Below are 21,312 nucleotides of genomic sequence, written 5' to 3'. Positions count from 1 at the left end.
CCTCTTGAAGCGGGGCGGCCGGGGCCGTGGTCGTTCGTCTCGGTGTGCGAGTCAGGCGGCTGACGGGGCCAGCCTCTTCCGGGCGTACTGCTCGCCCAGCTCGGCCTGCCGCCGGTCGTGCGCCTTCACGTCCTGCGGCATCAGCGGAAGGGCGGGGCCGCGGAACTCTGAGAGCGTGTCGGCCTCCCGCTCGCGGCACTGGTTGTTCGCCGTCTCGACAGCCTCGCCGCCGTGCTTGGCCCACTGCTCACCGCGCGCCGCCCGCTGCTGAGCGTGCTGCCGTCCGGCGCGCGCGTCCTGGCGGGCCAGGAGCTCATTGGCCTCACGGCGGTTGGGCGTCTTCACGACCACCTGTGCGAAGCGGCGCGCCAGGCGCTCGCCGTCCGTGCAGTGCTGGCCCTTCGTGCAGTCCCTGCATCCCTTGCGGTGAGCGAGGTAGGACTGGCGCGCCGAATCCAGCGTGATCTCCGCTGCGATCCGGGAGACCGGAGCGGCCGGGGCCGGGAGAGGCTTGTAGAACTGCTGAGCAGCGCGCCGGTTGTCCTGCGGCATCGCGTCGCGCAGCAGACGGTTCTGCTCGGACTGCCACCGCCGGACGTCGATGTCGATTTCCACGACCTGGTCGGTGCCGGGGCAGAGGGTGTGCTTCTGGCCTTCCGCGACCTTGTCGGAGACGCAGTGCTCGCGGATCTTGAGGACCTTGTTGCCCATGATCCGGCGCCAGGTGCGGCAGTCGGGGCAGGCGATCGACTTCACTTCGGCCGGACGGACGTTGTAGTCCTCCGGGGCCATGGTGCTGAGCAGCAGGGGCGCACGGCGGTTGGTGTTCTTGGTCCGGACGCGGCCGGGACGAATGCGGGGCATCGAATCCTCCTGACGATGATGTGGGTGCGGGTGCTGCCTTCTCCGCCGCGCCAGGCCGGCCTTTCGGCTGGTGGTCCTGGCGGACAGACAGCGCAGCAGCGCCGTCGGGGTGGATCAGGTGGAGCTATTCGGTACAGGCGCCCGTGGCCGGGGGAGCTCGGCTCACCCCACTGCCGCAGCCTCCGAAGAGGCGGTGACTCCTGCTGTTGATCTTTGGTGCGGTCAAGCATGCGGGCTTTAGCTAGTAGACTTAGATTGACTACTCAATGCCCGACGCAATGAAGCATGCACGCTGCGCGACGCGGGGTCAAGCCCCTTCGGCTAGATTGACTAGTCATTCCTGGGCATGTAGACATCTCCCATGGCAGTCAGCGGCAGGGCCCGAGCCCTCTACCAGCGCATCGCGGACAAACTCCGTGCTCAGATCACCGATGGGACGCTGGTTCCTGGTGACCGGCTGCCGACCGAGGCGGAGATCGCCTCCGAGTGGGACACGACCCGTTCGACTGCCGTGCAGGGTCTGAAACTGCTGGTCAACGAAGGTCTGATCATCAGCGACCGCCCGCGGGGGTACTTCGTTCGCAGCCGGCGTCCAATGGTCTATCGGCCGCAGGGCGAATTCCGAAAGCGACCGCTGTCCCCTGAGATGGACCAGTTCCTCACGCAGATGTCCGAGGAGGGGCGCGAGGCCAGCCAGCACATCGAGGTGCAGGTCGAAGCGCCGTCTCGGCAAGTGCGCGAGCGTCTCCACCTGGATGAGGGAGAGCTGGTTGTCGTCCGGCGCCGTGTGCGCTTCGTTGACGGAGTCCCCTACAACACGAACGACTCGCACTTCCCGCTCGCGCTGGTCCAGAGCAGCGAGATCATGAACCCGGACGACATCGCCCGCGGTGCGAACGTCGTCTTGTCGGAGCTCGGATACGAGCAGGTCCGCGCACTGGACGAGATCCAGGTGCGGATGCCGACTCCCGAGGAAGCCGACCGTCTGCAGCTCGGTCCTGGAACGCCCGTGGCAGTCCATCTGTGCACTGGGTTCACCAAAGACGGCAGGCCGGTCCGCGCTGTGGTCAATGTGCTGCCCGGCGACCGACACGTCATCACCTACGAGCGCAGCCGCCCCCAGTTCGATGCCGCACCGATAATCCGCCAGGCTGTTGCCGCAGACCTGCGCACGGTCATTGACCTGTGGGAACACGCTGCCTCGTGGCTCGGCGAGCGAGGCATCGATCAGTGGCAGTACCCGCCGCGCGAAGACCGCATCAAGGCCAACATCGCGGCCGGCGAGTGCTGGATCGTCGAAGCCGACGGCGCGCCCGTAGCGACCATCACGGTCGATGAGCACGCAGACTCGGATTTCTGGAGTCCCGATGAGGCTGCCGAGCCGGCGCTCTACGTGCACCGCATGGTCGTGCGCCGCGATGTGTCGGGGCTGGACCTCGGCTCGGCCATGCTCGACTGGGCGGGCCAGCACGCTACGAGCCAGGGCAAGCAGCTGCTCCGCCTGGACGCCTGGCGCACCAACGAGGGGCTGCAGAAGTACTACACCGACCGAGGCTTCAAGCACGTTCGGACCGTCGAAGCCGCCGACCGAAGCAGCGGTGCCCTGTTCCAGCGTCCCTCCAGCTACAGCCGTAAGACCGGGCCGCAGCTCGCCGTTGTTCCGGCCGAAAGCAAGCACTGACTCAACCCCCTCGCTGGACTCGAGAACCCGACGATTCGGTTCTAGTCCCGGGGAGCTGCAAGTTCCAGATCTGACATGTGGCCGGGTGAACTGGCCACATCAGCCACAGGATTGGGGCGGGATGGCACAGAAACCGAGGGAGCTGACGCCCTGGGTGTCCCCCCTGCACAACTGGGGCTACCAGCTGCGCGAGCTGCGGAATTCGCGGGGTCTCAGCCTCCGCGAACTCTCGAAGCCGACCCGCATCGACCACGCTCACCTGGGGCGATTCGAACGAGCGGAGCGCATGGCCGACCGCACCCAGGCGGCGCTCCTGGACGATGCCCTGGGCGCTAGCGGGATGCTGCTCCGCCTCTGGGAGCAGATCGGTGACGAGCGTGGCCATGTGGCCAATCCACCCGTTCATGTGGCCAACTCGGCGGTCAGCCTGGCCTTGACGGCAGCAGACCAGGCAGCGTCGGACGGTGAGGGGATCTCGGTCCCGTGTCGTCTACGCGATGGGTCGGTGGTTTGGGTGGCTCTGGAACGGCGTGCACTGCTGCGCGCGGGGGTGGGGTTGGGAGCCGCTGCGGCGGTAGGCATGGGTTCGCCGGCGGCCGCGGACTCGGACGGCGTGCCGAGCCTGGTCCGCAAGGCGCGGGCCGCGTCGGCGTACGGCTCGACACCGGTGGAGCACCTGCGCCGCGCCCGTCGCCACCTGATCGACGGCGACAACCTGCTCGGGCCGCGCCACGCTCTCAAGACCACGCGCGACTACATCGACGTCATCCAGCAGCTGCGGCGGGAGGCGAAGGGCACCGACCGGCACGACCTGATGGAGCTCCAGACGCAGTACGGGGAGTTCCTGTCCTGGCTCCACCAGGACCTGGGCAACCCGGATGCCGCGTCGTACTGGCTCGACAGGGCAATGCAGTGGTCGTACACGGTCGGCGACACCGACCTGACCACCTACGTCATGGCCCGCAAGGCCCAACTGGCCGGTGACACCGCCGACCTGGTCGACGTCGTCGACCTGGCCGAAGCCGCCCAGCGGATGGCCCGGCCCCGCAGCCGACTCGCCGCCGTGGCCCGCACCTACGAGGCGTACGGACACGCCCTGCGCGGCGACGCCGACGACAGCGAGCGCGCCATCGACTCCGTGCGCAACGCCCTGGACGGCATCGGCTCCGACCCCACCCCGTGGGGCGTGTGGCTGAACGCCTCGTACGTAGAGGTCCACCGCGCGCAGGGCCTGGAGGCCCTCGGCAAGCACGACCAGGCCGCCGACGCCTTCGCCGACGCCATCCGGCTGATGCCCGACGACTACCACCGCGACCGCGGGGTCTACATGGCGCGGCAGGCCGTAGCCCTGGCCGGCGCCCGCGATCCCGAGCGGGCCGCGACGGTCGGCATGCACGCGCTGACCGTCGCCGCCGACACCGGCTCCGGCCGCATCACCAACGAGCTCGCCCGGCTCGACACCGCCCTGATCCCCTGGCAGCGCGAGGCCCTGGTTTCCGAGTTCCGCGCCGCTTTCGACTCCACCCTCGCCCACGAGACAGAAACGGAAGCCTGAGCAGATGACTGCCCGCCCGTACGTCGTGCTGTCGGCCGCCATGTCGGTCGACGGCTACCTGGACGACACCAGCCCCGAGCGGCTGCGCCTGTCCAACGCCGCCGACTTCGACCGCGTCGACCAGGTCCGCGCGGAGTCCGACGCCATCCTGATCGGCGCGAACACCATGCGCCAGGACAACCCACGCCTGTTGGTCAACAGCGACGAACGCCGTGCTCAGCGCGTCGCCGACGGCAAGCCGGCCTACCCGCTCAAGGTCACGGTCACCCGCACCGGCGACCTCGCCGCGGACCTGAAGTTCTGGCACCACGGCGGCAACAAGCTCGTCATCACCGTGGACGACGCGGTGGAAAAGGTGCGCGCGACGCTCGGGGACCTCGCCGACGTCGTCAGCGTCGGGCCGGACCTCGACTGGGGCCTGGTCCTCGATGAGCTCGGGCGCCGCGGCGTCAGGCAGCTGATGGTGGAGGGCGGCGGCACGATCCACACCCAGCTCATGGCGCAGGACCTCGCCGACGAAGTGCACTTGGCCATCGCGCCGCTGCTGGTCGGCCAGCCGGAGGCCGCTCGGTTTCTCGGGGCCGCCGACTACCCGGGCGGGTCGACCGCGCGGATGCAGGTCCTCGAGGTCCGCGCGATCAACGACGTCGTCTTCGTCCGCTACGCCCCGAAGGGACGCGCCTGATGTACGCGCCCGACCGAGACCAGGACCTGCGCTGGATGAACCGCGCGATCAACCTTGCCGCGCTGTGCCCGCCGGCCGCAGGGGCCTACTCGGTCGGCGCGGTCATCGTCGGCGAGGACGGCAGCGAGCTCGCGTCCGGCTACTCCCGGCAGGCCGATCCGCACGAGCACGCGGAAGAGGCCGCGCTCGCGAAGCTGCCTGCGGATGACCCGCGACTTGCCGGGGCGACGCTCTACAGCACGTTGGAGCCCTGCTCTCAGCGGCACTCGCCGCGTACCCCGTGCGCTCAGCGCATCTTGGCCGCTGGGATTCCGCGGGTGGTCATCGCCTGGCGGGAGCCGAGCCTGTTCGTCGACGACTGCGTCGGCTACGAGCAGCTGGCGGAGGCCGGAGTCGCGGTCGTGGAACTGCACGAGCTAGCCGCGGCCGCGAAGTCGGCCAACGCGCACCTGGGGGACCTTGCATGACGGAGCAGGGGTACGTGATCGGATTGCCCGGCAGCGGAGCCGTGAAGATCGGCACCGTCGCGCCGTCTTGCAGGGGACCGCGCAGGGCGGGGACGAGGGGGGTGACATTCGCTGGTGACATCCAAATGTCACCCCCGAATGTCACCAGACACCGCGTCAGATCACGTGCCACACTCGCCGCGTTCGTTCCCCTTCCCGCGTGGCGGGACGGTTCACGGACTCGCTTCCCGCCAGGCGGGAGCGTCAGGGTTACGAGTCGGCGAGCGCTGGAACTGCCGCTCGAAATCTGTTCCGATTCAAGGGCACCAAGGGGTTCTACCTGCACGTTCTCACGTCAGGAGCGGGACGGTCATCGCCGAAGGGAGGGGAGTCAGGTGGAGCCGGTCGGTATCTCGTACGGCAACACGCTCGTTCTCGTTAGCGAAGATCACCGGGGCCGTGTATCTTTTTGTCAATCATTCCCTACGGTGGAGGTCTCGATGTCTGATCCGCTGAGGCGAATTGACGCCCTGGTGGAGGAGGACAACTCCCTCCCCGCGCTCCAGGTCCGGCGGCAGCTTCGGCTCGCCGCCGGCCTCACGCAGACCGAAGTCGCTGAGGCCATCGGCGTCAAGCGCCTTGCGATCGCCCGCTGGGAGGCCGGGGCCACCCAGCCTCACCGCGGGAACCGTCGCGCGTACGCGCACCTTCTTCGGAAGCTGGCAGAGAAGTACCCGGACGCTGCCATCGAGGGAGCGTCCGATGAGCGATGACTTCATGGTCTCGGCCGTTTCCGGGGTCGCCGACTCCGCCTTCGGTATCGAGGGGGTCGGGATGACCTAGGTCATCGGCCGCGCGCGCCAAAAGAGTGGACTGGTAATCCACTCCGGCCTCGCGCGGCCCGTCAGCGCCGATCACTAGGTCGGCTGCCTGGTCCCGGTTGGCGCCGGTTCCAGGCTCCAGCTCACTGAGCTGGATTTTCTCTCGTAGTACCCCGCCTTGGTAAGCGGGTTCGCACCACCGGTCCGCGAGGACCGAGCAGTACCGCAGTCGCCCCTGGCAGGGGGCTTCCGCTCGCTCCACCGGCCCTTGGCAGGGCCACCGAAGCTCCATCAGAACGACCAGCCCGAGGGCTGTCCGCATCACCCGTCCGAGTCGCCACAAGGAAGCAAGGGAGCCGCCTCTGGTTCTTCGTCCGGTGCCCGCTCCTCACGGAGGGGGCGCCCACACATCCACACGAACGGACAGCCCAGCCCCGCTAGGGGCTCGGTCGGTCCACGCATATGGAAGTTGGTCTCTTCATAGTGCCCGATCTCGTGTCCCTCTGTCAGCTTGGCTCTGCCCGATTCACCCCGGTTCAGGTCCGGCGATCGTCCCGTGTGACGGGATTCGCGCCCGGCTTCTCCCCTTCCGAGCGGTTCGTACAGGAAGTGGGTCTTCCGGTAGGAAGCTACAAGCGCGGGGCTTTCGGGATGGGCTCGCGGGGTGCAGCCGTGACGTCCACCGCCCCGTTGAACGGCTCTCGCCGTTCCGCTCTCGTTGTCCACAGGCCCGCCGTTGATCTCCGGACTCTGTCCACAGGGGAAATCTCCGAGGCTGCTCGGATGATCGTTCGCGCCTGCCCGCCCATGCCCGCGCACCGCTCTGTCGCGGTGGTGGGCCGATGAGCGCCATGACGGCACCGGCCGTCGTGGTGATCCCGTCCCCGCGCACGTCCGGCTCGCCGGTCGACGGCGCGGTCGCTGTACTGCCCGGCTTGTTCGTGCCGGAGGCGTCCCAGTGGCTGACGACGTCGACAGGCCGGATCGCGCTGGACGGCTACTCCTGGATGCAGGCGGTCCACTGGGTCGCCGGGTCCGGGCTGTACCTGCCGCGTCGGCACCGGTCTCACGGGCCGCGCTCGTTCGGGCCGACGACGGTGCGCGTCGCCCAGGAGCTCGCGGAGCTGTTCCCGTGCCGTCCGGGGATCGAGTACCTGGTGCGCCGCACCGGGCTGTCGGAGCGGAGCGTGGAGTACCACCTGGGGATGCTGCGGGAGGCCGGGCTGCTTGCGTACGTCGTGCGGGGCACCCGGATCCGCGGTGAGAAGGCGCAGGCGTCGGAGTTCGCGCGGATGGTGCCGCCCGAGTTCGACGTCGCGCTGGGCATCCGCACGGCCGGTGAGGGTTCCGGTCGGCGGATGACGGGGATCGCGGAGGCCGGCCGGGAGCTGATGACGACGCTGGCGACCAAGGCGGCCCGGAAGGTGCGCAAGCGGCGGGCGAAGTCGTCCTCGAGGACGTCGGCGAAGGGTGCCCGGAAGCCCGCTGACCAGGGTGCTGTGACGCCTGTTTCGGATGAGGTCCGTTGCACCCCAATGGTGGGTAGTTCCCGCAGTGCTTTTTCTGCGGGAACTACCTCTCTTCCCCCTGAGAACAAGCTCGCAAGCGGGCAGAGCGATTCCCCCACCCCGAAGAAGGTCAAGCGCGGCAGCCGGAAGCTGAACGCGGTCGGGCGCCGTTTCCAGCTGGCCTCGGAGCTGATCCGCCAGGTGCCGTGGATGGGCCGCGCTGCGGTGCCCCGGATCGCCTGGATCCTCAAGGACGTCTCGGACGCGGGCTGGACGGCCGACCAGGTGATCGCGTTCCTGGACTGCGGCGACGCCCCCGGCACCGTGCACCGGCCGTCGGGGTTCCTCGCCGGACGCCTGGCCAGTGCGGTGGCGCTGTGGCCGACCGAAGAGGGCCGTCAGCGCGCTGTTCAGGCGTACCGGGACTCTCGCCGCGCTGAGAAGGCCCGCCACCAGGAGTGGGAGGGCGCCTGGACGCCGCCGAGCAGTGAGTCGGTCCGCCGCCTGGTCGCCGACGCGTTCACCCCCCAGCAGCAGCACGAGGAGCCGGTCGAGATGCAGCCCGCGCTGAACGGGATCGAGGACCTGAGCCCGGAGGACCTGGCGGACATGCGGGCGACGGGGATGGGCGAGTTCATGGCGGGCGACACCACGCTCATCATGACCACGTTCGACACCCTCGGCCCGGCCGCCGCCGTGCACATCTACGGCGCTGACCTGGTGCAGCGCGCTCGCAAGCTGGCGAGCAGCAGCTCGCTGATGACCGTCGGACGCCGGTAGGAGGCCGTGATGACCCAGACCCTCAACACCACCGTCAGCAGCAGCGAGGAGCCGGCCCCGGAGCTGTCCGGCGTCGACCTGGCCCGGGTTGCGCTGCACCAGGCGCGCGAGGCCGCGAAGGCCCGCGGTGAGGCCGGCACCCGCAAGGCGAAGCGCCGTACCCGCACCACCACGGTCCGGGGTGATGGCCGGGAGCCGACCGGGTTCGCCGCCGTGCTCCAGGGCCTGATGGCCGACCGGGCCTGGGACGTCCCGGCCGCCGGCGGAAGCATCCTGGACCAGTGGCCGGACATCGCGGCCGCCCTCTCGCCGAAGCTGGCCACGCACGTGAAGGCGGTGGCGTTCCACTCCGAGACGGGGCAGCTGGACCTGTGCCCGGACTCGTCGGCGTACGCGACGCAGCTGCGGCTGATCAGCTCCCGGATCGTCACCGCGGCGAACGACGCGGCCGGCACCCAGGCGGTGCGCACGGTCCGGGTCCTGGCCGTCGGCGCTCCGACCCCGGCGCCGCGCGAGACGGTCACCGCCCCGGCAGCCGCGGCTGCGCCCCAGACGCCGGTGAAGACCCGCGACATGGCCCCGCCCGGCTTCCACCAGGCGCTCGCCGCCCACCAGGCCGTCCCGCGCGTCCAGCACGTCCACTCGGGCGTCACCGAGGCGATCGAGCGGCAGACCAGGGCGATGCGCGAGCTCAGCCGCCGGGCCTTTCCCGACCCGGACCCTGATCCGGACGATGCGCCGGCCCCGATCGACGGTGCCCGTATGCAGCGCCGCCGTCAGGCCGCAGTCACCGAGGCCGCCGCGTTGCGCCGGGCCCGTGCTGAGAAAGCCGGCCGCCCGATGGCCGCACCGCATCAGCTGGCGCGGACCGCGTGATCCCGCAGCCGGCTGCCCAACCCGACCGTTTTGCTCATGTGCCGTTGAAGAAGGAGACCGCCGTGCAGCCCACATCCCCTCTGGTGCCGGATCAGCTGAGCCGGGAGCGCGCGCGTACTGCTGTTCGTGCAGTCCTGAACGGCCCCGCCTTGGCGGGCGAGCTCGATGCCGTACGGCTCGCCGCAGTGGTCTTGCAGGCCCTGATCCCATCGGGGGAGAGGTCGGTGACGCTGCGCTCGCAGAGCTTGGGGGAGTGGGCCGGGGTGTCCCTCTCGCATGTGGCGTCGCTCGTGATTCCCGGGCTGCGCCGGGCGGCTTGGCACACCGTTCCGGGCGGGGACCCGGGCCTTGTGTTCACGTCGCCCACCGAGGCCGCCCCGGACGGAGCCCTGCGGCCTGTGGTGTCTGCGCTCTTCGCGCCGGGCGCCGGGTTGATGAGGACGCGCACAGGACGCGGAGCGGCCACTGACCGGCTTGCGTTCCTGCTGCTGCTCCTGGAGACCTCGGCAACGGGCGAGGTGTCGCTGATCGACGGCCCAGTCGACAGCCAGCGCGGCCGTATCTCCGCGACGATCGCGGCTCTCCTGGGGTGCGGCCTGCCGGGCGCATCGAAGGTCGCAGACCGGCTGGAGGCGATGGACCTGGTAGAGCGGCGGCGGGAGGAGACCGCTTCCGGCCTGTATCAGGGAACCCGCCTGTTCATCCCCGCAGCCCGCCAGTAGGCGCTGCGGCCAAGCCAGGCCGGCCGCCAGGGCGGGCCAGCCTGGCTTGGCCGCCCGGTCAGCGCTTCCAGCGGACGAAGAGCTGCTCCCCGGGCCCGGGGTCGATGCCGAACGGCAGGCTGAGCGGGGCCAGGTCCAGCTTCTCCTGCGGGGCCAGGGGTGTGAAGCCGCGCTGCTGGTAGAAGCGGTCCAGGCCGGAGTCGACGGGGAACTGGCCGTAGAACAGGAGCAGGTCGAGCTGTTCGTAGACCTGCACGGTGCGCTTGAGCAGGTGGGTGGCCCACCCGGCACCGCGGGCCTTCTCCGTGACGCTGAGGCCGGCCAGCTTGGCCAGGGCGATGGGAATGGACATCAGCTGCTCAGGAGGAAATCCCTGCTGCTGGGCGCCGTTCATGATGGGCATCGGCGGCATCGAGTACGCCGCGCCGACGATGTCGCCGGCCTTGTCCTCCGCGACCAGGACCAGGGACAGCCCGGGGATCGCGTCGAGGTACGTCCTCTGCACCAGCAACGGCGTCATCGCCCTGATCCACGCCTCCTGGCCGGTCAGCCCTGCGCACAGCGCCACGGCGAGCTCGCCGCCGAACTGGTCGGCCGCTGGCTGGTCCAGCCGTGCCCCCGCGGCGGCCATCAGGTCCTGCACGGCGTCGGCCTCGCCCGCCTGGGCAAGCCGGATGCGCCCTCCCTCGGGGCCTTGCCAGCCCTCGATGACGCGCTTGGCGGTCACAGGCTGCGGCGGGGTGGAGCCGCCGCGCGTCTTCCCTCGTTTGGCCATGCTCGGCACCGTACTGAGCCGGACCCGGCAGGGCTGGCAGATCGCCAGAACCAGCCATGGCGGGGATCCACCCCGCCTGAGCCCGCAGGCGTCAGCATGAAACGTCGCCTCACCCTCAAGAGGGTTCGTACGGTGTTTGTACGGTAGAAGTACGCAAAGATTACGGTTCATGGGGTAGAGTGTGGGTCAGGAGGTGTTCCATGTCCGAGATGTTCGATGCGGTCGACGCGCTGGTCGCGTCCCGCTCTGCTCTGCCGTCGGCGGAGGAGCGCAAGCGGCTGCGGGTCGCCCACGGCCTGACGCTGGACGACGTCGCCGGCGCCCTCGGGGTGCGCCGGGCCACGGTGTCCGCGTGGGAGTCGGTGAAGAAGCCGACCGAGCCGCGCGGCCCGGAACGCGAGGCGTACGCGCGACTGCTCAAGCAGCTCGCGGAGCTCTACCCGGCCCCGGTGCCCGCCACGTTCACCCGCGCGCCCAGCCCGGCAGGCAAGATGCCAGAGGTTCCGGACGCTGTGCTCGACGAAATCGCCGCATCCCTCTACCCCTCTCCCGGCGTGCCCCACCCGGCGGAAACGCGGACTCTGTCCACAGGGGAAGCGTCCGAGGCTGCGGACATGACTGAAACCGAGAACACACAGCCCTCTGCTCCCGTTGCTGCTGCTCCGACGGCCGCGCCGCGTCCGGCGCCCACCGCCAGGCCGACGTCGACGTCGCGCCGCCCCGGCGCGAAGAAGGCGGCCCCGGCCGGAACCCCGGCGGGCGAGATGGACCCGCGGTTCGAGAACGGGCCGCTGGCGGTCGTGGATGTCGAGGACGGGAAGGTGCTGGCGTACTGCACCGGCGGCCTGGTCCTGGACGTGCCCGCCAAGTCCCTGCCGTCCCTGGTGGACTGGACGCTCAAGGAGGCGAAGCTCGGTCAGCCGAAGCTGTCCGGGCCGGGACGGCCCGCCGATCCGCTGCTCGTGCTTACCGAGGCCGCCCTGGAGCGCTACGGCCTCCCGGTCTCGTTCACGGCGGAGGAGAAGGACGCCGGTCGGATCCCGGAGGGCCACAAGGTCATCAAGCAGCTGGTGCGCGCCGACTGGAAGCTCACCAAGAGGGGCTTCGGGCCGTGGGCGCGGATCTACCGTCCGGCCAAGGGCTCGGACCGCCAGTGCGTGCAGCTGTGCATCCCGTCGTGGAACGCGCTGGACGCCCGGTTCTGGGGCGACGCCGCGCAGCTTCCGCCGGCGGAGCTCGCCCGCGTCCTGGGCGTGTACGCGTCGCGGGTGATGACGCCGCGCGGCTCCACCGCCGTCACCGGCCTGGAGCTGATGACCGCGCTGCACCCGCCGACCCACGCCGTGCGGGATGAGGAGACCGGTGTCCTGCGGCAGGCGGAGACCAAGACGCCCGGGTCGCTGGGCAGCGACCCGGTGGACTGCGCGCCGTGCGAGGCCCCGGACGGGCATCCGGTGGTCACTGCGCTGGATCTGCCGCGCTTCCACGTGCGGGGACCTGCGGAGAAGCTGTTCGAGGAGGCGTACGACTGGGCGCGGCCGATGACCGATGCCGAGTGCACCCTGCGCTACCTGGTCGGCCTGGACGTGAACATGGCCTTCGCCGCCGGCGCGAACGGGCTGAACGTCGGCCTCGGTGAGCCGACGCACGTCAAGGGCCTCGCGTTCGACCCGAAGCTGCCCGGCTCGTGGCTGGTCGACCTGTCCCACGTCGACCTGTCGCGGGTGAAGGTCGGCAAGGAGTGGGTGGAGCTGGACGGCAGCCTGTTGCCCTCCCCGTTCACGCCGAAGGGCGACCGCCCGACCGGCCCGGCCTGGTACGCGACGCCCACCGTCGCCTACGCCCAGGAGCTCGGCTACGACGTCGCGCCGATCGAGGCGTGGGTGCGGTACGACAACGGCCGCTACCTGGACGGCTGGTACGGGCGGCTGCGTGACGCCTACCTGGCGACGATGGCCGACCTCGGCGTCGACGCCGAACTGTCGCCGGAGGACTTCCTCACGGCGATGGACGGCTACAAGGAGCGCGACCCGGAGCTGACGATCGTCGTCTCGGCGATCAAGGCGACGGTCAAGGGCGGCCTGGGCAAGCTGCGCGAGCGGCCCCGGGGCGAGGGCTGGCGGCCGGGCGAGCGGTGGCGTGCCCTGGAGCGCCCCACCTGGCGCCCGGACATCCGGGCGGCGGTCATCTCCCGCACCCGGATCAACCTCCACAGGAAGATCGTCAAGCACGCGTCGTTCACCGGGCAGTACCCGATCGCGATCCTGTCCGACTGCGTCGTCTACGCCGCGAACGGACCGAGCCCGCTGGACTTCCTGCCCTACCGGGAGGGCAAGCCGCTGCCCGGCGGGTTCAAGCTCGGCATCAACCCCGGCCTGGTCAAGCACGAGGGCACCCAGTCCGTCCTGTGGGGCGAGGAGGTCCGGGACAAGTTCAACGCGCCGGAGCTCAACCTCGCCCGGTCCATCAAGGACGGCACCGTCACCGACGCCGACAATGGCGAGTAGGGGAGTACGCAGGCGATGAGCATGTTCGGGGACGGCCTGGACAAGGCGGTGCAGAAGGCGTTCACCCGCCCGGCACCCAAGTCCGCGGGCCCGCAGATGCGGTACATGGTCAAGCAGCTCGGTGGCACGAAGGCCGTCGCCGAACTGCTCGGCATGTCCCAGCGGCAGGTGGAGCGGTACGTGGCGGGCAAGGCGAAGAAGCCGCGCGCCGACCTCGCCGCGCGCCTGGAGCGCGAGGTGACCAAGCGGTGGCAGCCGCAGATCCGGGCCAAGGCCCGCGAGAAGGCGGCGACGACCGGCGGCATCGTGATCGACGCCCGCGCCCGCATGGGCTACACCGCGCCCATCGGGTCGACCGACCAGGACCGCATCCGGCACCTGACCGTCGCCCTGCCGCCGGTCTACGCCGCCCGCCTCTTCGACGCCCAGGCGGCCGGCGCCAGCGACACCGAACTCCAGGAGATCGCGGCCGAAGCCCTCAAGGAGGTCTACTTCCAGGACGGCGGCCGCCGCGCCGGGAGCCTGGACGAGGTCCGGTTCACCGACGTCGAACACCTCGAGTTCGGCCTCTAGCAGCCGCGCCCCGAACAGCCCGCGAGCCCGGACCAACTGGTCCGGGCTCGCTCGCGTATCCGCGGGGGCCGGATGTCGTGCACGCGCGCCGTGCTCAACGACACCGCCGCGCGCCGGTCAATCCGGCGCTGAGGTCAACGCGCGGGGACCGGCAGGACGCCTTGGACGACCAGATGACGGCCGTAGGGAGTAGGCATGGCCTCCATCTGGACGCCGGTGCGCAACGGCTTCACAGAGAAGCGCAGACCAGCGATCGGGCCGTGGCAGATGAACCCCGATGGTGTGGGGATGCCGATGCCGTCAGGGGAGAGGGTGAAGCCCAGCCCGGCGTAGAAGTCCGTCAGCTCCGGCTCGTGCGTGACGTACAGAACCGCCGCGCCCAGCTTCCCGGCTGGGCGTGAGCCCGCCGCCCTCTCCGCTTCGGCGACCAGGGCCCGCGCGACGCCCTTGCCGCGCCACTGGTCGACCACCGCGAGGGAGTCCAGACAGGCGACCAGCCCGGCGATGAAGTGCACGTTGGGCGATCCGATCAGCATCGGGTGGGTGAAGGCCCACGTCGCCGGCAGCGCGAGCATGCCGCCGGCCAGCGCGCCGGACGACGTCTCCTCCACCACTCGCGCGTACGTAAGGCTCTCCGGATCGAGGCTCTGGTCGATCACGGAGGGAATCGCCCGCCAGGAGCCGTCGGGGTTGTCCGGATCGGCCAGCCGGATCACCGGCTGCAGTGGGCGGGCGTCGGCTCGGGCCGCCTCCCGGATCACCAGCCCGTCCGGCAGATCCGGGACGGGCACCGCAATGATGTCTCCCGGCTGCCTCGCGGACCGGTCGGCCGTGGCGGGGGCGGCGTACATGCGCTCACCCATCACGTTTCCCGAGTACAGACCCTGCTGCGCCTCCCGACGTGCCGGATTTCCCGATCGACGGGCACCCTTGCGCACCCCTGTTCGCTTCCCCACAGCGTTCCTCCCCTTGTCATCCGCAGCCTCCCCAACCCGGACTCTGCCTAACACGCGGCTCTGACAGCCGACTTGGTCGTCGAAGCCTGGCCTCTGTCCACAGGGCTTCGCTGGCCTGATGGTGGACATGAGCGATCACGAGCAGCAGCAGCCGGCCCCGCGCCGCGGCAAGGTCCTGGAGGCCCTCGCGCGGGCGGAACGGAAGGTCTTCACCCGGCCCGCACCAAAGTCCGCGAAAGTACAGGTGGAATTCCTTCTCACGCGGGTGAAGGGGTCGACCAAGGCCGTGGCAGAGCGCCTGGGCGTCTCGCGCCGAACAGTGGAGCGCTACCGGGCCGGGAAGCTGAAGAAGCCGCAGAAGCGCCTCCAGGCCGCCCTGGTGGAGGAGACCGAATCGGAGTGGCAACCGCAGGTCAGGGCACAGGCGCGCGCGGCGGCGTCCACGTCCAAGGGGATGATGGTGGAGGTGACGGCCTACTTCGGGTTCACCTGCACGGGTAGCTCGGACGATGGCCGCGAGCGGCAGATCACCACGGACATCTCGCCCACCTATGTGAAGCAAATCCTGGAGCTCCAGGAAGCTGGTGCGACGGAGGAAGATCTACATCCGATCGTCGCGGAGGCCATCACCGAGTCGTATTTCACGGAATGGGGCACGCGGGCTGACGGGCTGCGCGCCGATTTCACGTCGGTGTCCTCCATTTCTTTCCGGTTCTGACCCGCCCGAATTCGGAGCCTGCTATAAACCAGATCGGCGGGCCGCCGTACAGCGCTCTGGCGGCGGCCCGCTCCAAATCCGCACGATGAATGCGAGACCGAAGATGACCCGGTTCTGGCCGCCCGGCGAGAGCACCCGCCGACCGCCCGCCCCGCGAGCCGCCGCGCTCTACGATCCGGCCCGCGCCGCCCGTATCGGCCGCCGCGTCGTACGGCGCCGGGCGAGGGGAATGGACGCCGGCGCGGTCGCGGCGGCCCTCGAGGAAGCCCGGTTCGATGCCCGGCAGGCGTCCCGGCACGAGGACCTGGTTGGCGACGTCCGCAGCCACGCGGAGCTCACGGAGTGGGAGCGCCTGGACCAGCTGCTCGCCGCGGCCGCGCCGGGCACGGTCTACGACCCGGACACCGACGACATCGTCCAGGCCGACCTCGCCGTCGAAGCCGCGGCCGCCGTCGCCCGGGAAGCCGAGCTGCGCGAAGCCGCCCGGATGGCGGCCCGCGCCGACGAGCTCCAGGCGCTGCGCGAGCTCGGCAACCTGGAGCAAACCGAGCCCCGGCACGGCGACGAAGCCGTACGCGACGAGCTCACCCGGCGAGCCGGCGGGTACGTCCAGGCCGACGTCGACGCCTGGCTCGCCCGCGCCCTGGCCGCGCACCTCGGGCACTACCGCGACCGGGCCGCCCGCGAGGAAGCCGCCGGCCTTCTGACGCCGCCGGTCCTCGCGCACGCCGCGCTGCTCGCCGAACTCGCCCGCCTGGTCCCCGGCGCCGATGTCGACGAGCTGGCGTTCGCGGCCCGGATCGCCACCACCGAGCCCGAAGCCGCCAGCGCGCTCGCCGCGTTCCTCACCCGCACCCGCTCGTAGCGCCGCACTCGCGGCCCGCTCCGGGCACATCCTGGGGATCACCCGCCGCGCCTGGCACAGGCCGGACATCATGAGGGGCGTGGCCGACAACACCCTGCATCTGAAGTACGAACAGATCGACCTGCGCACGGCGAACCTGTCCGGCGCCCTGATGGGGCTCTCGGACAGGCTCCGGGCCTTCTGTGACGGAAGGGTTCTGTACAGCGGTGAGGAACTGTCCGGCAGGGCGCAGGACCTGGCGCAGGAGATGAACGCGATCGTGGCGCGATGCGCCGCGCTGGATGCGATGCGTCAGGCCTACCGGGACCTGGTGCCGGACGTTCCGCAAGATGGCTGAGCAGCCTTCGTCACCGAATGCCCGTGATCACCGAGGGTGACTGTCACGCTGTCACGCTCGGGTGTCACGCGCCCTCGATCCGGCTGTCACGCTGGGGTGTCACGCTGCCGATCGGGCCCGCAATCACGGGGCTGACCCCCGGATTTCGGCCTCGCGCCGAACAGCGTGACACTCCTCCGGATGCGGCTACGGAGCGCAACCGGTACCCAATTCGGCCGGAGTGGTCCCCGGCCCGCGCACCCGGCGATACCGTGGTGAGATCTGCCAGTTACGCGCCCTGGAGCCCTCGATGAGCGAACAGCCGGCCACCCCCGCCGACACCGCCGCCCGGCAGCTGGAGCCCGCGGCCGCCGACGCGGTGCGCGCGTACGCGGCTAAGACCCGCGCCGACGCCGACCGGTTCGCCGCCGTCCTGGAGGACATCGCCACCAACGGCCTGCCCGACCCCGAGCAGTGCACCCCGTGGGAGGAGCTGCGCGAGGCCCACCTCACCCGCCTCGCCGCCCAGCGCCCGGCCGTCGCCTGATGGTCAAGCAGCACGGCCCGCGCCGCGCCCGGATCACCTTCTCCGACTCCGCCGCGAAGCAGCTGGAGAACATCACCAGCGAGGCGGACATCCACGCCCTGGACCGCGCCCTGGTCGTCATCTCCGTCGACCCCGGCATCGGCGAGCCGCTCCCCGGCAGCGCCACCGGCCCCCAGCTGCGCGAGTACGCCGACGACGTCGAGCGCGTACGGCTCTTGTACTGGGTTTCGGTGTTGGGGACCGTGATCGTCGTCGCATACATCGAGGTCTAGCCGCCGAAGGAGCCGAGGTGCCCCACCTCATCCAGCAGCTCTCCGCCCACCGCGCCCTCGGTGGGCTCCGCACCGTCCTGGCGGGGTGCTCCCTCCCGGCTGCCACGCTCCGCGAAGGCCCGGCGCGGGACGACGGGCCGGGCGCGGCCTGGCTCGTCTTCCTGTGCCGAGCCCACTCCGAGGACCTGCCCGGGTGGCCCGCGGCCGCGACCCACCCTGACGACGGCTCGATGCCCTGCGGGACCGTCCTGGACTACCGCACTGCCGAGCAGCAGCTCCAGTCGCACGCCGACCTGTGGCTGACGACGCTGACCGGCGTGGACCCCCAGGCGCTGGGCTACGTCTGGTCCGACGTCCTGGACCAGGCCGACCGCGTGCTGCTCGCCCGGGTCGAAGAAGCCGGCGCCGATGGCGAGGACAGTCCGCTGCAGAACATGCTGGCGGTGATGGGGCTGGCGTGCCGGGCTGCGGGTGAAGGCGACCTCGAAGTGGCGGCAACGTCGATGGCGCACTGCGAGACCCTCGCGCAGAGCCTGACCTGAAAGGTCTGCGGGAGCCTGTGGACAGCACGGCGGACCTCTCCGCAGTTCGTTGTTTGGTGAGGGATCGGGTCCGTCGTTTGGTGAGGGATCGCTCGCGTAAGAGGAATACCTAGGACTGACTGACCAGATGACGAGCGCGCTCCCCTCACCCGCCGTAGGCGAGGTACCGGTAGTAGAAGCTGCGCAAGACCTCGCTGACGCGGATGTTCGGTTGGCGGTTCTGGTGGGTGCGCAGTATTCGCACGGTCGGGCAGAGCTCACCACCGAGCCCGTCACCTCACGGCCCGCGTGATCCTTCCCGCCGCTGTGCGGCCGCCTGCGCCGCTCTGGGCACTTCCGGACTCCCAGGAGACGATCAGGGACCTCTCGGGCCCTCACAGCGGCGTACAGCGCTTCGCGCCGCCCGGGGTGCATCTGGCCCCCGGCCGACTTGCCGGGGCTCGTCCTCGGCGTCGGTGTTCTCGCTCTCCCGGCCGCGAACTCTGCTCTCAGGGGGAAGAGAGTTCAACCCGCACATAGGTACTACAAGTACCTAACTACATTGGGGTGCAAGAAACTGGTCGGCCGCGGCCCGCTCAAGCGGCCCCCAGCGGCCTCCCGGCGAAGTCCCGGAGAGGGGCCTCCAGCATCGCCCGGACCTTGCACCCTTCCGCGTGCTGCCCGTCCTGCTGCACGGGCTGCTGCTCCTGGTGGCGAAGGGTGCAAGGGCAGCGGGTGGGTGCAAGACCGGGTGCTGCCCTGGCCGTTTGGCTCGCGCTGCAGCATGTGCTCGACCCGGGCGGCACACGGGTGCTGCACGGGTAGCAAGGCTGGCCTCACCAATGCAGCGCGGATGGCTGCTGCACCGGAGCTGGCTAGACGGACGCGACTCCTGCAATGCCGCTCCGGCCGTACGTCTTCCGTACGCGAGAAGCGGCGCCGCACTGGTGGGTGCAACGCCGCTTCGGTGAGGAAGTCAGGTTCGCCGGCGCGCGGCGAGGTCGATGGGCGGCTCCAGCCGCCGTTGCCGCTCGGCAGCCTTGGCCCGCTTCTCCTCCTCGTACGCCTCGATCTGCTGCTCGTAGCGCTCTTGGAAGTCGGGGTGGTCGAAGCGGTCGTCGTCATCCATCGCCCCGATGGCCTGGAGCTGCTCGGCTGGGGTCCGGAACCCGGCGATCAGCGGGCTGAGGCGGTAGGCGCCGTTGCCCTCCTTCCACACCATCCGGGCGAAGGCGAGGTGCTGGAGGCCGCGAGTGATCTTCGTCCGAGTGATGCCAAGCTCGGTGGCAAGGGTGCCGTGAGTGACCAGGCAGCGCCCGCCCGGCTCCTGGCGGCCCAGGAGGTGGATCAGCACGGGGTACGCGGACGGTGGCATGCCACGCGGGGCGAACACCAGAGCGTTGTTGGCCGTCCAGACGTACTCCGGCGCGACGTGCTCCACAGCGATCGTCATGACGTCCCATCCTCCTCGGCGCGGGCCTGGGCGCGCGCCTTGTCCTCCCGGAGCGGCTTCTGCTCCGGCTTCGGGAGCTGCCGCAGTTCCTTGAACACCTCGGGCAGATCCGGGTTGTCCTCGATGGCGTCCAGCAGCGAGAGCTGATCGACCTTCAGTGTCCCCTGTGCCCGCATACCCGCCTTCGGCTCCACCGGTACCCGGCCGCCCCGCAGCGAGAGCCGCGGGTGGAGCTGGTAGAGCCCGGCCTTCACCTTGGCGGTCACCCCGAGGGCACCGGTGTCCTTGAGCGACCGGGAGATCTGGCTCTGCTTGACCTTCAGAAGGCCAGCCAGCTTGCTCTGCGTCGCCTCCACGGTCCCGCCGGGCTTCTGGATCCCCATCATCCTGATGATCAGCCTCAGGGTGACGATGTCGTCGCGGTAGTAGTCCGAGAGCCAGCACAGGAACTCCTGGCTGTCCATGACGAAGTCGTCGCCCAGGAAGCCGTCGCTGGTGACCGGCGGCTCGACACTGGCCCGGTAGCCGTCCGGCAGGTTGACCACGTTGGTACGCCGCAGCGCCCCGGGCGCCCGGAAGGCGCTGGGCGGGGGAGGCGGAGGAGCTCCGGGTGAGGCCGGCCTCCGGCGCGGCTGCTGCTGGGGCTGTGCAGTCATCGCGGTGGTCCGCTCCTCAAGATCGGTAGGGCCAGGACCGGCAGCATACGCGATTGTCTCCCTGGTGCACTTTCGTGTCTCCCCGCTGCACTTTCGGCGTGTCGTTATCACCCGGGGGTGATTTCTCCCCCCTGCCGACCCGCGAGCGACCGCGACGCCCCACCCGCCCCGAATGTCTCCCCAGTGCACAATCCGACACCCGGGCCCGTGACACCCACCCGGCTGATTGTCTCCCTGGTGCACAAACCGACCTGGTTTTATAACCCCCGGGCGATAACTGGACCCTCGATTTATCACCCCGGGGTGATACTCCCAGCGGCACCAAAACGCGCTGACCTGCGTCGATGCGGAATCTCGCTCCCCCTCTAGAGCGTGTGCGCGCGTGATACCGGATCGCGCGGCCGTGATCAACCACCGACACGCCGCAGTCTGCGGCGCGGCCTCTCGCGCGTTCGCGGCCGACTGCGGGCCGGGCACGGAGGTGGCGGGCCAGGCTTCGCGTGCGGGTCCTCGCGCCGGCTGCGGACCGTAGGCGGCAGTAGCGGCTCTGAGTCTCGGGTGGTGCCGACCGTGACGATCAAAAGCGAGGAAGCGTGGCCGGGGCCGGTGGACGGTTCCGCCGCCCGGCCCTGGGGGGCCGTTCGGCTCCGGTACCTCCGCACGCCGGAATTCGAGCTTTCCGATATCTGAGGTACCGTTCTGTGGCTCAGGTCCGCAACTTCCCAATTCGTGATTCCTCAGGTGAGTGGTCGGAACCGAATTTCGGGGCTGACCTTGTATCAAAAGTCGCGCCCCGTCCTGGTGGTTGGGGGGTGTCCCGTGTTTCCGCCAACGGTACATGCTGCATCAACCCGATGCACGCGGTACACTAGAACCCACACGAGCGAGCGACCCCCACCCTCGTAGCCAGCCCGGCCCGCGCCAGCGGGCCCCAAAGGTTCTGGAGGCGCAGCCCGAAGGACCGTCAGGCGGGGGAGCGCAGCGGACCCGCCGGGAGCGCCCCGCGCTCCCCCAACTCCCGTAGTGGAGGCCCCACTAGCCCGCACCACCACACCCCAGTGGCACGGCCGCGCGATGCGCGGCCAGCCGGGCGCGCAGCGGCCGGTCCCACTGCCTCCAGGAGCGCAGCGGAGGGAGGCGCCCACGCTCCGCGTGGGCGAAGGGAGCGCAGCGACCGCCCCGCTTGCACATCGCGCAGCGATGTGGTACCCGCTC

Annotated in this window: 21 protein-coding genes and 1 pseudogene; 17 read left to right on the top strand and 5 right to left on the bottom strand. The window is 70.3% G+C overall.

The annotated features are described in order from the left end of the window. Positions 1 to 51: 51 nt before the first annotated feature. Positions 52 to 864 (bottom strand): hypothetical protein, encoded by an 813-nt coding sequence (locus tag ACFWWU_RS35785; RefSeq protein WP_384152898.1) that lies wholly within the window; start codon positions 862 to 864, stop codon positions 52 to 54. A gap of 361 nt (positions 865 to 1,225) precedes the next feature. On the opposite strand from ACFWWU_RS35785, the gene ACFWWU_RS35780 reads away from it, so the two are divergent. From ACFWWU_RS35780 to ACFWWU_RS35740, 9 genes and pseudogenes are all read left to right on the top strand, one after another. Next, positions 1,226 to 2,545, top strand: coding sequence for a GNAT family N-acetyltransferase (locus ACFWWU_RS35780; RefSeq protein ID WP_384152895.1), 1,320 nt, complete (start codon positions 1,226 to 1,228; stop codon positions 2,543 to 2,545). Positions 2,546 to 2,666: 121 nt separating this feature from the next. Next, positions 2,667 to 2,888, top strand: a pseudogene (locus ACFWWU_RS35775) (helix-turn-helix domain-containing protein); the annotation flags it as partial. 237 nt (positions 2,889 to 3,125) lie between these two features. Further along, complete coding sequence (locus tag ACFWWU_RS35770) at positions 3,126 to 4,100, top strand: DNA-binding protein (RefSeq protein WP_384153002.1); 975 nt, start codon at positions 3,126 to 3,128, stop codon at positions 4,098 to 4,100. Positions 4,101 to 4,104: 4 nt separating this feature from the next. Continuing rightward, positions 4,105 to 4,785 carry a RibD family protein gene (locus ACFWWU_RS35765; RefSeq protein ID WP_384152892.1) on the top strand — a complete coding sequence of 227 codons (681 nt, stop codon included), beginning with the start codon at positions 4,105 to 4,107 and terminating at the stop codon, positions 4,783 to 4,785. After that, positions 4,785 to 5,252, top strand: a complete 468-nt coding sequence (locus ACFWWU_RS35760; protein ID WP_384152889.1) for a deaminase — start codon at positions 4,785 to 4,787, stop codon at positions 5,250 to 5,252. The genes ACFWWU_RS35765 and ACFWWU_RS35760 overlap by 1 nt, the downstream gene beginning before the upstream one ends. A gap of 479 nt (positions 5,253 to 5,731) precedes the next feature. Continuing rightward, positions 5,732 to 6,004 (top strand): helix-turn-helix transcriptional regulator, encoded by a 273-nt coding sequence (locus ACFWWU_RS35755; protein WP_384152886.1) that lies wholly within the window; start codon positions 5,732 to 5,734, stop codon positions 6,002 to 6,004. An 890-nt stretch (positions 6,005 to 6,894) separates the two neighbouring features. After that, on the top strand, positions 6,895 to 8,340 hold the full coding sequence (locus ACFWWU_RS35750; protein WP_384152884.1) for a winged helix-turn-helix domain-containing protein: 1,446 nt from the start codon (positions 6,895 to 6,897) through the stop codon (positions 8,338 to 8,340). A 9-nt stretch (positions 8,341 to 8,349) separates the two neighbouring features. Continuing rightward, entirely contained in the window at positions 8,350 to 9,216 is an 867-nt protein-coding gene (locus ACFWWU_RS35745) for a DciA family protein (RefSeq protein ID WP_384152881.1), read from the top strand. A 62-nt stretch (positions 9,217 to 9,278) separates the two neighbouring features. Continuing rightward, positions 9,279 to 9,938 (top strand): hypothetical protein, encoded by a 660-nt coding sequence (locus ACFWWU_RS35740; protein ID WP_384152878.1) that lies wholly within the window; start codon positions 9,279 to 9,281, stop codon positions 9,936 to 9,938. 58 nt (positions 9,939 to 9,996) lie between these two features. Here the strand turns inward: ACFWWU_RS35740 and ACFWWU_RS35735 are convergent, their stop codons facing one another. Next, on the bottom strand, positions 9,997 to 10,713 hold the full coding sequence (locus ACFWWU_RS35735; protein WP_384152875.1) for a hypothetical protein: 717 nt from the start codon (positions 10,711 to 10,713) through the stop codon (positions 9,997 to 9,999). A gap of 200 nt (positions 10,714 to 10,913) precedes the next feature. On the opposite strand from ACFWWU_RS35735, the gene tap reads away from it, so the two are divergent. Both tap and tpg (ACFWWU_RS35725) read left to right on the top strand, forming a co-directional pair. Beyond that, a complete protein-coding gene (gene tap / locus ACFWWU_RS35730; protein WP_384152872.1) occupies positions 10,914 to 13,220 on the top strand; it encodes a telomere-associated protein Tap in 2,307 nt (768 codons plus the stop codon). A 15-nt stretch (positions 13,221 to 13,235) separates the two neighbouring features. Continuing rightward, entirely contained in the window at positions 13,236 to 13,793 is a 558-nt protein-coding gene (gene tpg, locus ACFWWU_RS35725; protein WP_384152869.1) for a telomere-protecting terminal protein Tpg, read from the top strand. Positions 13,794 to 13,927: 134 nt separating this feature from the next. On the opposite strand, the gene ACFWWU_RS35720 is transcribed toward tpg (ACFWWU_RS35725), so the two are convergent. Then, positions 13,928 to 14,656, bottom strand: a complete 729-nt coding sequence (locus ACFWWU_RS35720; protein ID WP_384152866.1) for a GNAT family N-acetyltransferase — start codon at positions 14,654 to 14,656, stop codon at positions 13,928 to 13,930. Between the two features lie 220 nt (positions 14,657 to 14,876). Between ACFWWU_RS35720 and tpg (ACFWWU_RS35715) the strand changes: the two genes are divergently transcribed. The 6 genes from tpg (ACFWWU_RS35715) (at position 14,877) to ACFWWU_RS35690 (ending at position 18,009) form a co-directional block, all read left to right on the top strand. Beyond that, complete coding sequence (gene tpg / locus ACFWWU_RS35715; RefSeq protein WP_384152863.1) at positions 14,877 to 15,467, top strand: telomere-protecting terminal protein Tpg; 591 nt, start codon at positions 14,877 to 14,879, stop codon at positions 15,465 to 15,467. Positions 15,468 to 15,552: 85 nt separating this feature from the next. After that, the gene (locus ACFWWU_RS35710; protein WP_384152860.1) at positions 15,553 to 16,332 is read left to right on the top strand and encodes a hypothetical protein; all 780 of its coding nucleotides are present in this window, start codon (positions 15,553 to 15,555) and stop codon (positions 16,330 to 16,332) included. A 79-nt stretch (positions 16,333 to 16,411) separates the two neighbouring features. Then, a complete protein-coding gene (locus ACFWWU_RS35705) occupies positions 16,412 to 16,669 on the top strand; it encodes a hypothetical protein (protein WP_384152857.1) in 258 nt (85 codons plus the stop codon). A 289-nt stretch (positions 16,670 to 16,958) separates the two neighbouring features. Further along, positions 16,959 to 17,195, top strand: a complete 237-nt coding sequence (locus ACFWWU_RS35700; RefSeq protein WP_362453826.1) for a hypothetical protein — start codon at positions 16,959 to 16,961, stop codon at positions 17,193 to 17,195. Beyond that, positions 17,195 to 17,467, top strand: a complete 273-nt coding sequence (locus tag ACFWWU_RS35695; protein WP_384152854.1) for a hypothetical protein — start codon at positions 17,195 to 17,197, stop codon at positions 17,465 to 17,467. Before ACFWWU_RS35700 ends, ACFWWU_RS35695 begins: the two co-directional genes overlap by 1 nt. A 17-nt stretch (positions 17,468 to 17,484) precedes the next feature. Further along, complete coding sequence (locus ACFWWU_RS35690) at positions 17,485 to 18,009, top strand: hypothetical protein (RefSeq protein WP_384152851.1); 525 nt, start codon at positions 17,485 to 17,487, stop codon at positions 18,007 to 18,009. Between the two features lie 955 nt (positions 18,010 to 18,964). On the opposite strand, the gene ACFWWU_RS35685 is transcribed toward ACFWWU_RS35690, so the two are convergent. Together ACFWWU_RS35685 and ACFWWU_RS35680 are read right to left on the bottom strand one after the other, a co-directional pair. Then, the gene (locus tag ACFWWU_RS35685) at positions 18,965 to 19,441 is read right to left on the bottom strand and encodes a hypothetical protein (protein WP_384152848.1); all 477 of its coding nucleotides are present in this window, start codon (positions 19,439 to 19,441) and stop codon (positions 18,965 to 18,967) included. After that, entirely contained in the window at positions 19,438 to 20,097 is a 660-nt protein-coding gene (locus ACFWWU_RS35680) for a hypothetical protein (RefSeq protein WP_266977056.1), read from the bottom strand. The genes ACFWWU_RS35685 and ACFWWU_RS35680 overlap by 4 nt, the downstream gene beginning before the upstream one ends. Between the last annotated feature and the right edge of the window lie 1,215 nt (positions 20,098 to 21,312).

It is taken from the genome of Streptomyces sp. NPDC058650, assembly GCF_042717315.1.
GTDB lineage: Bacteria > Actinomycetota > Actinomycetes > Streptomycetales > Streptomycetaceae > Streptomyces.
This window is presented reverse-complemented; position numbering and strand designations above follow the sequence as displayed.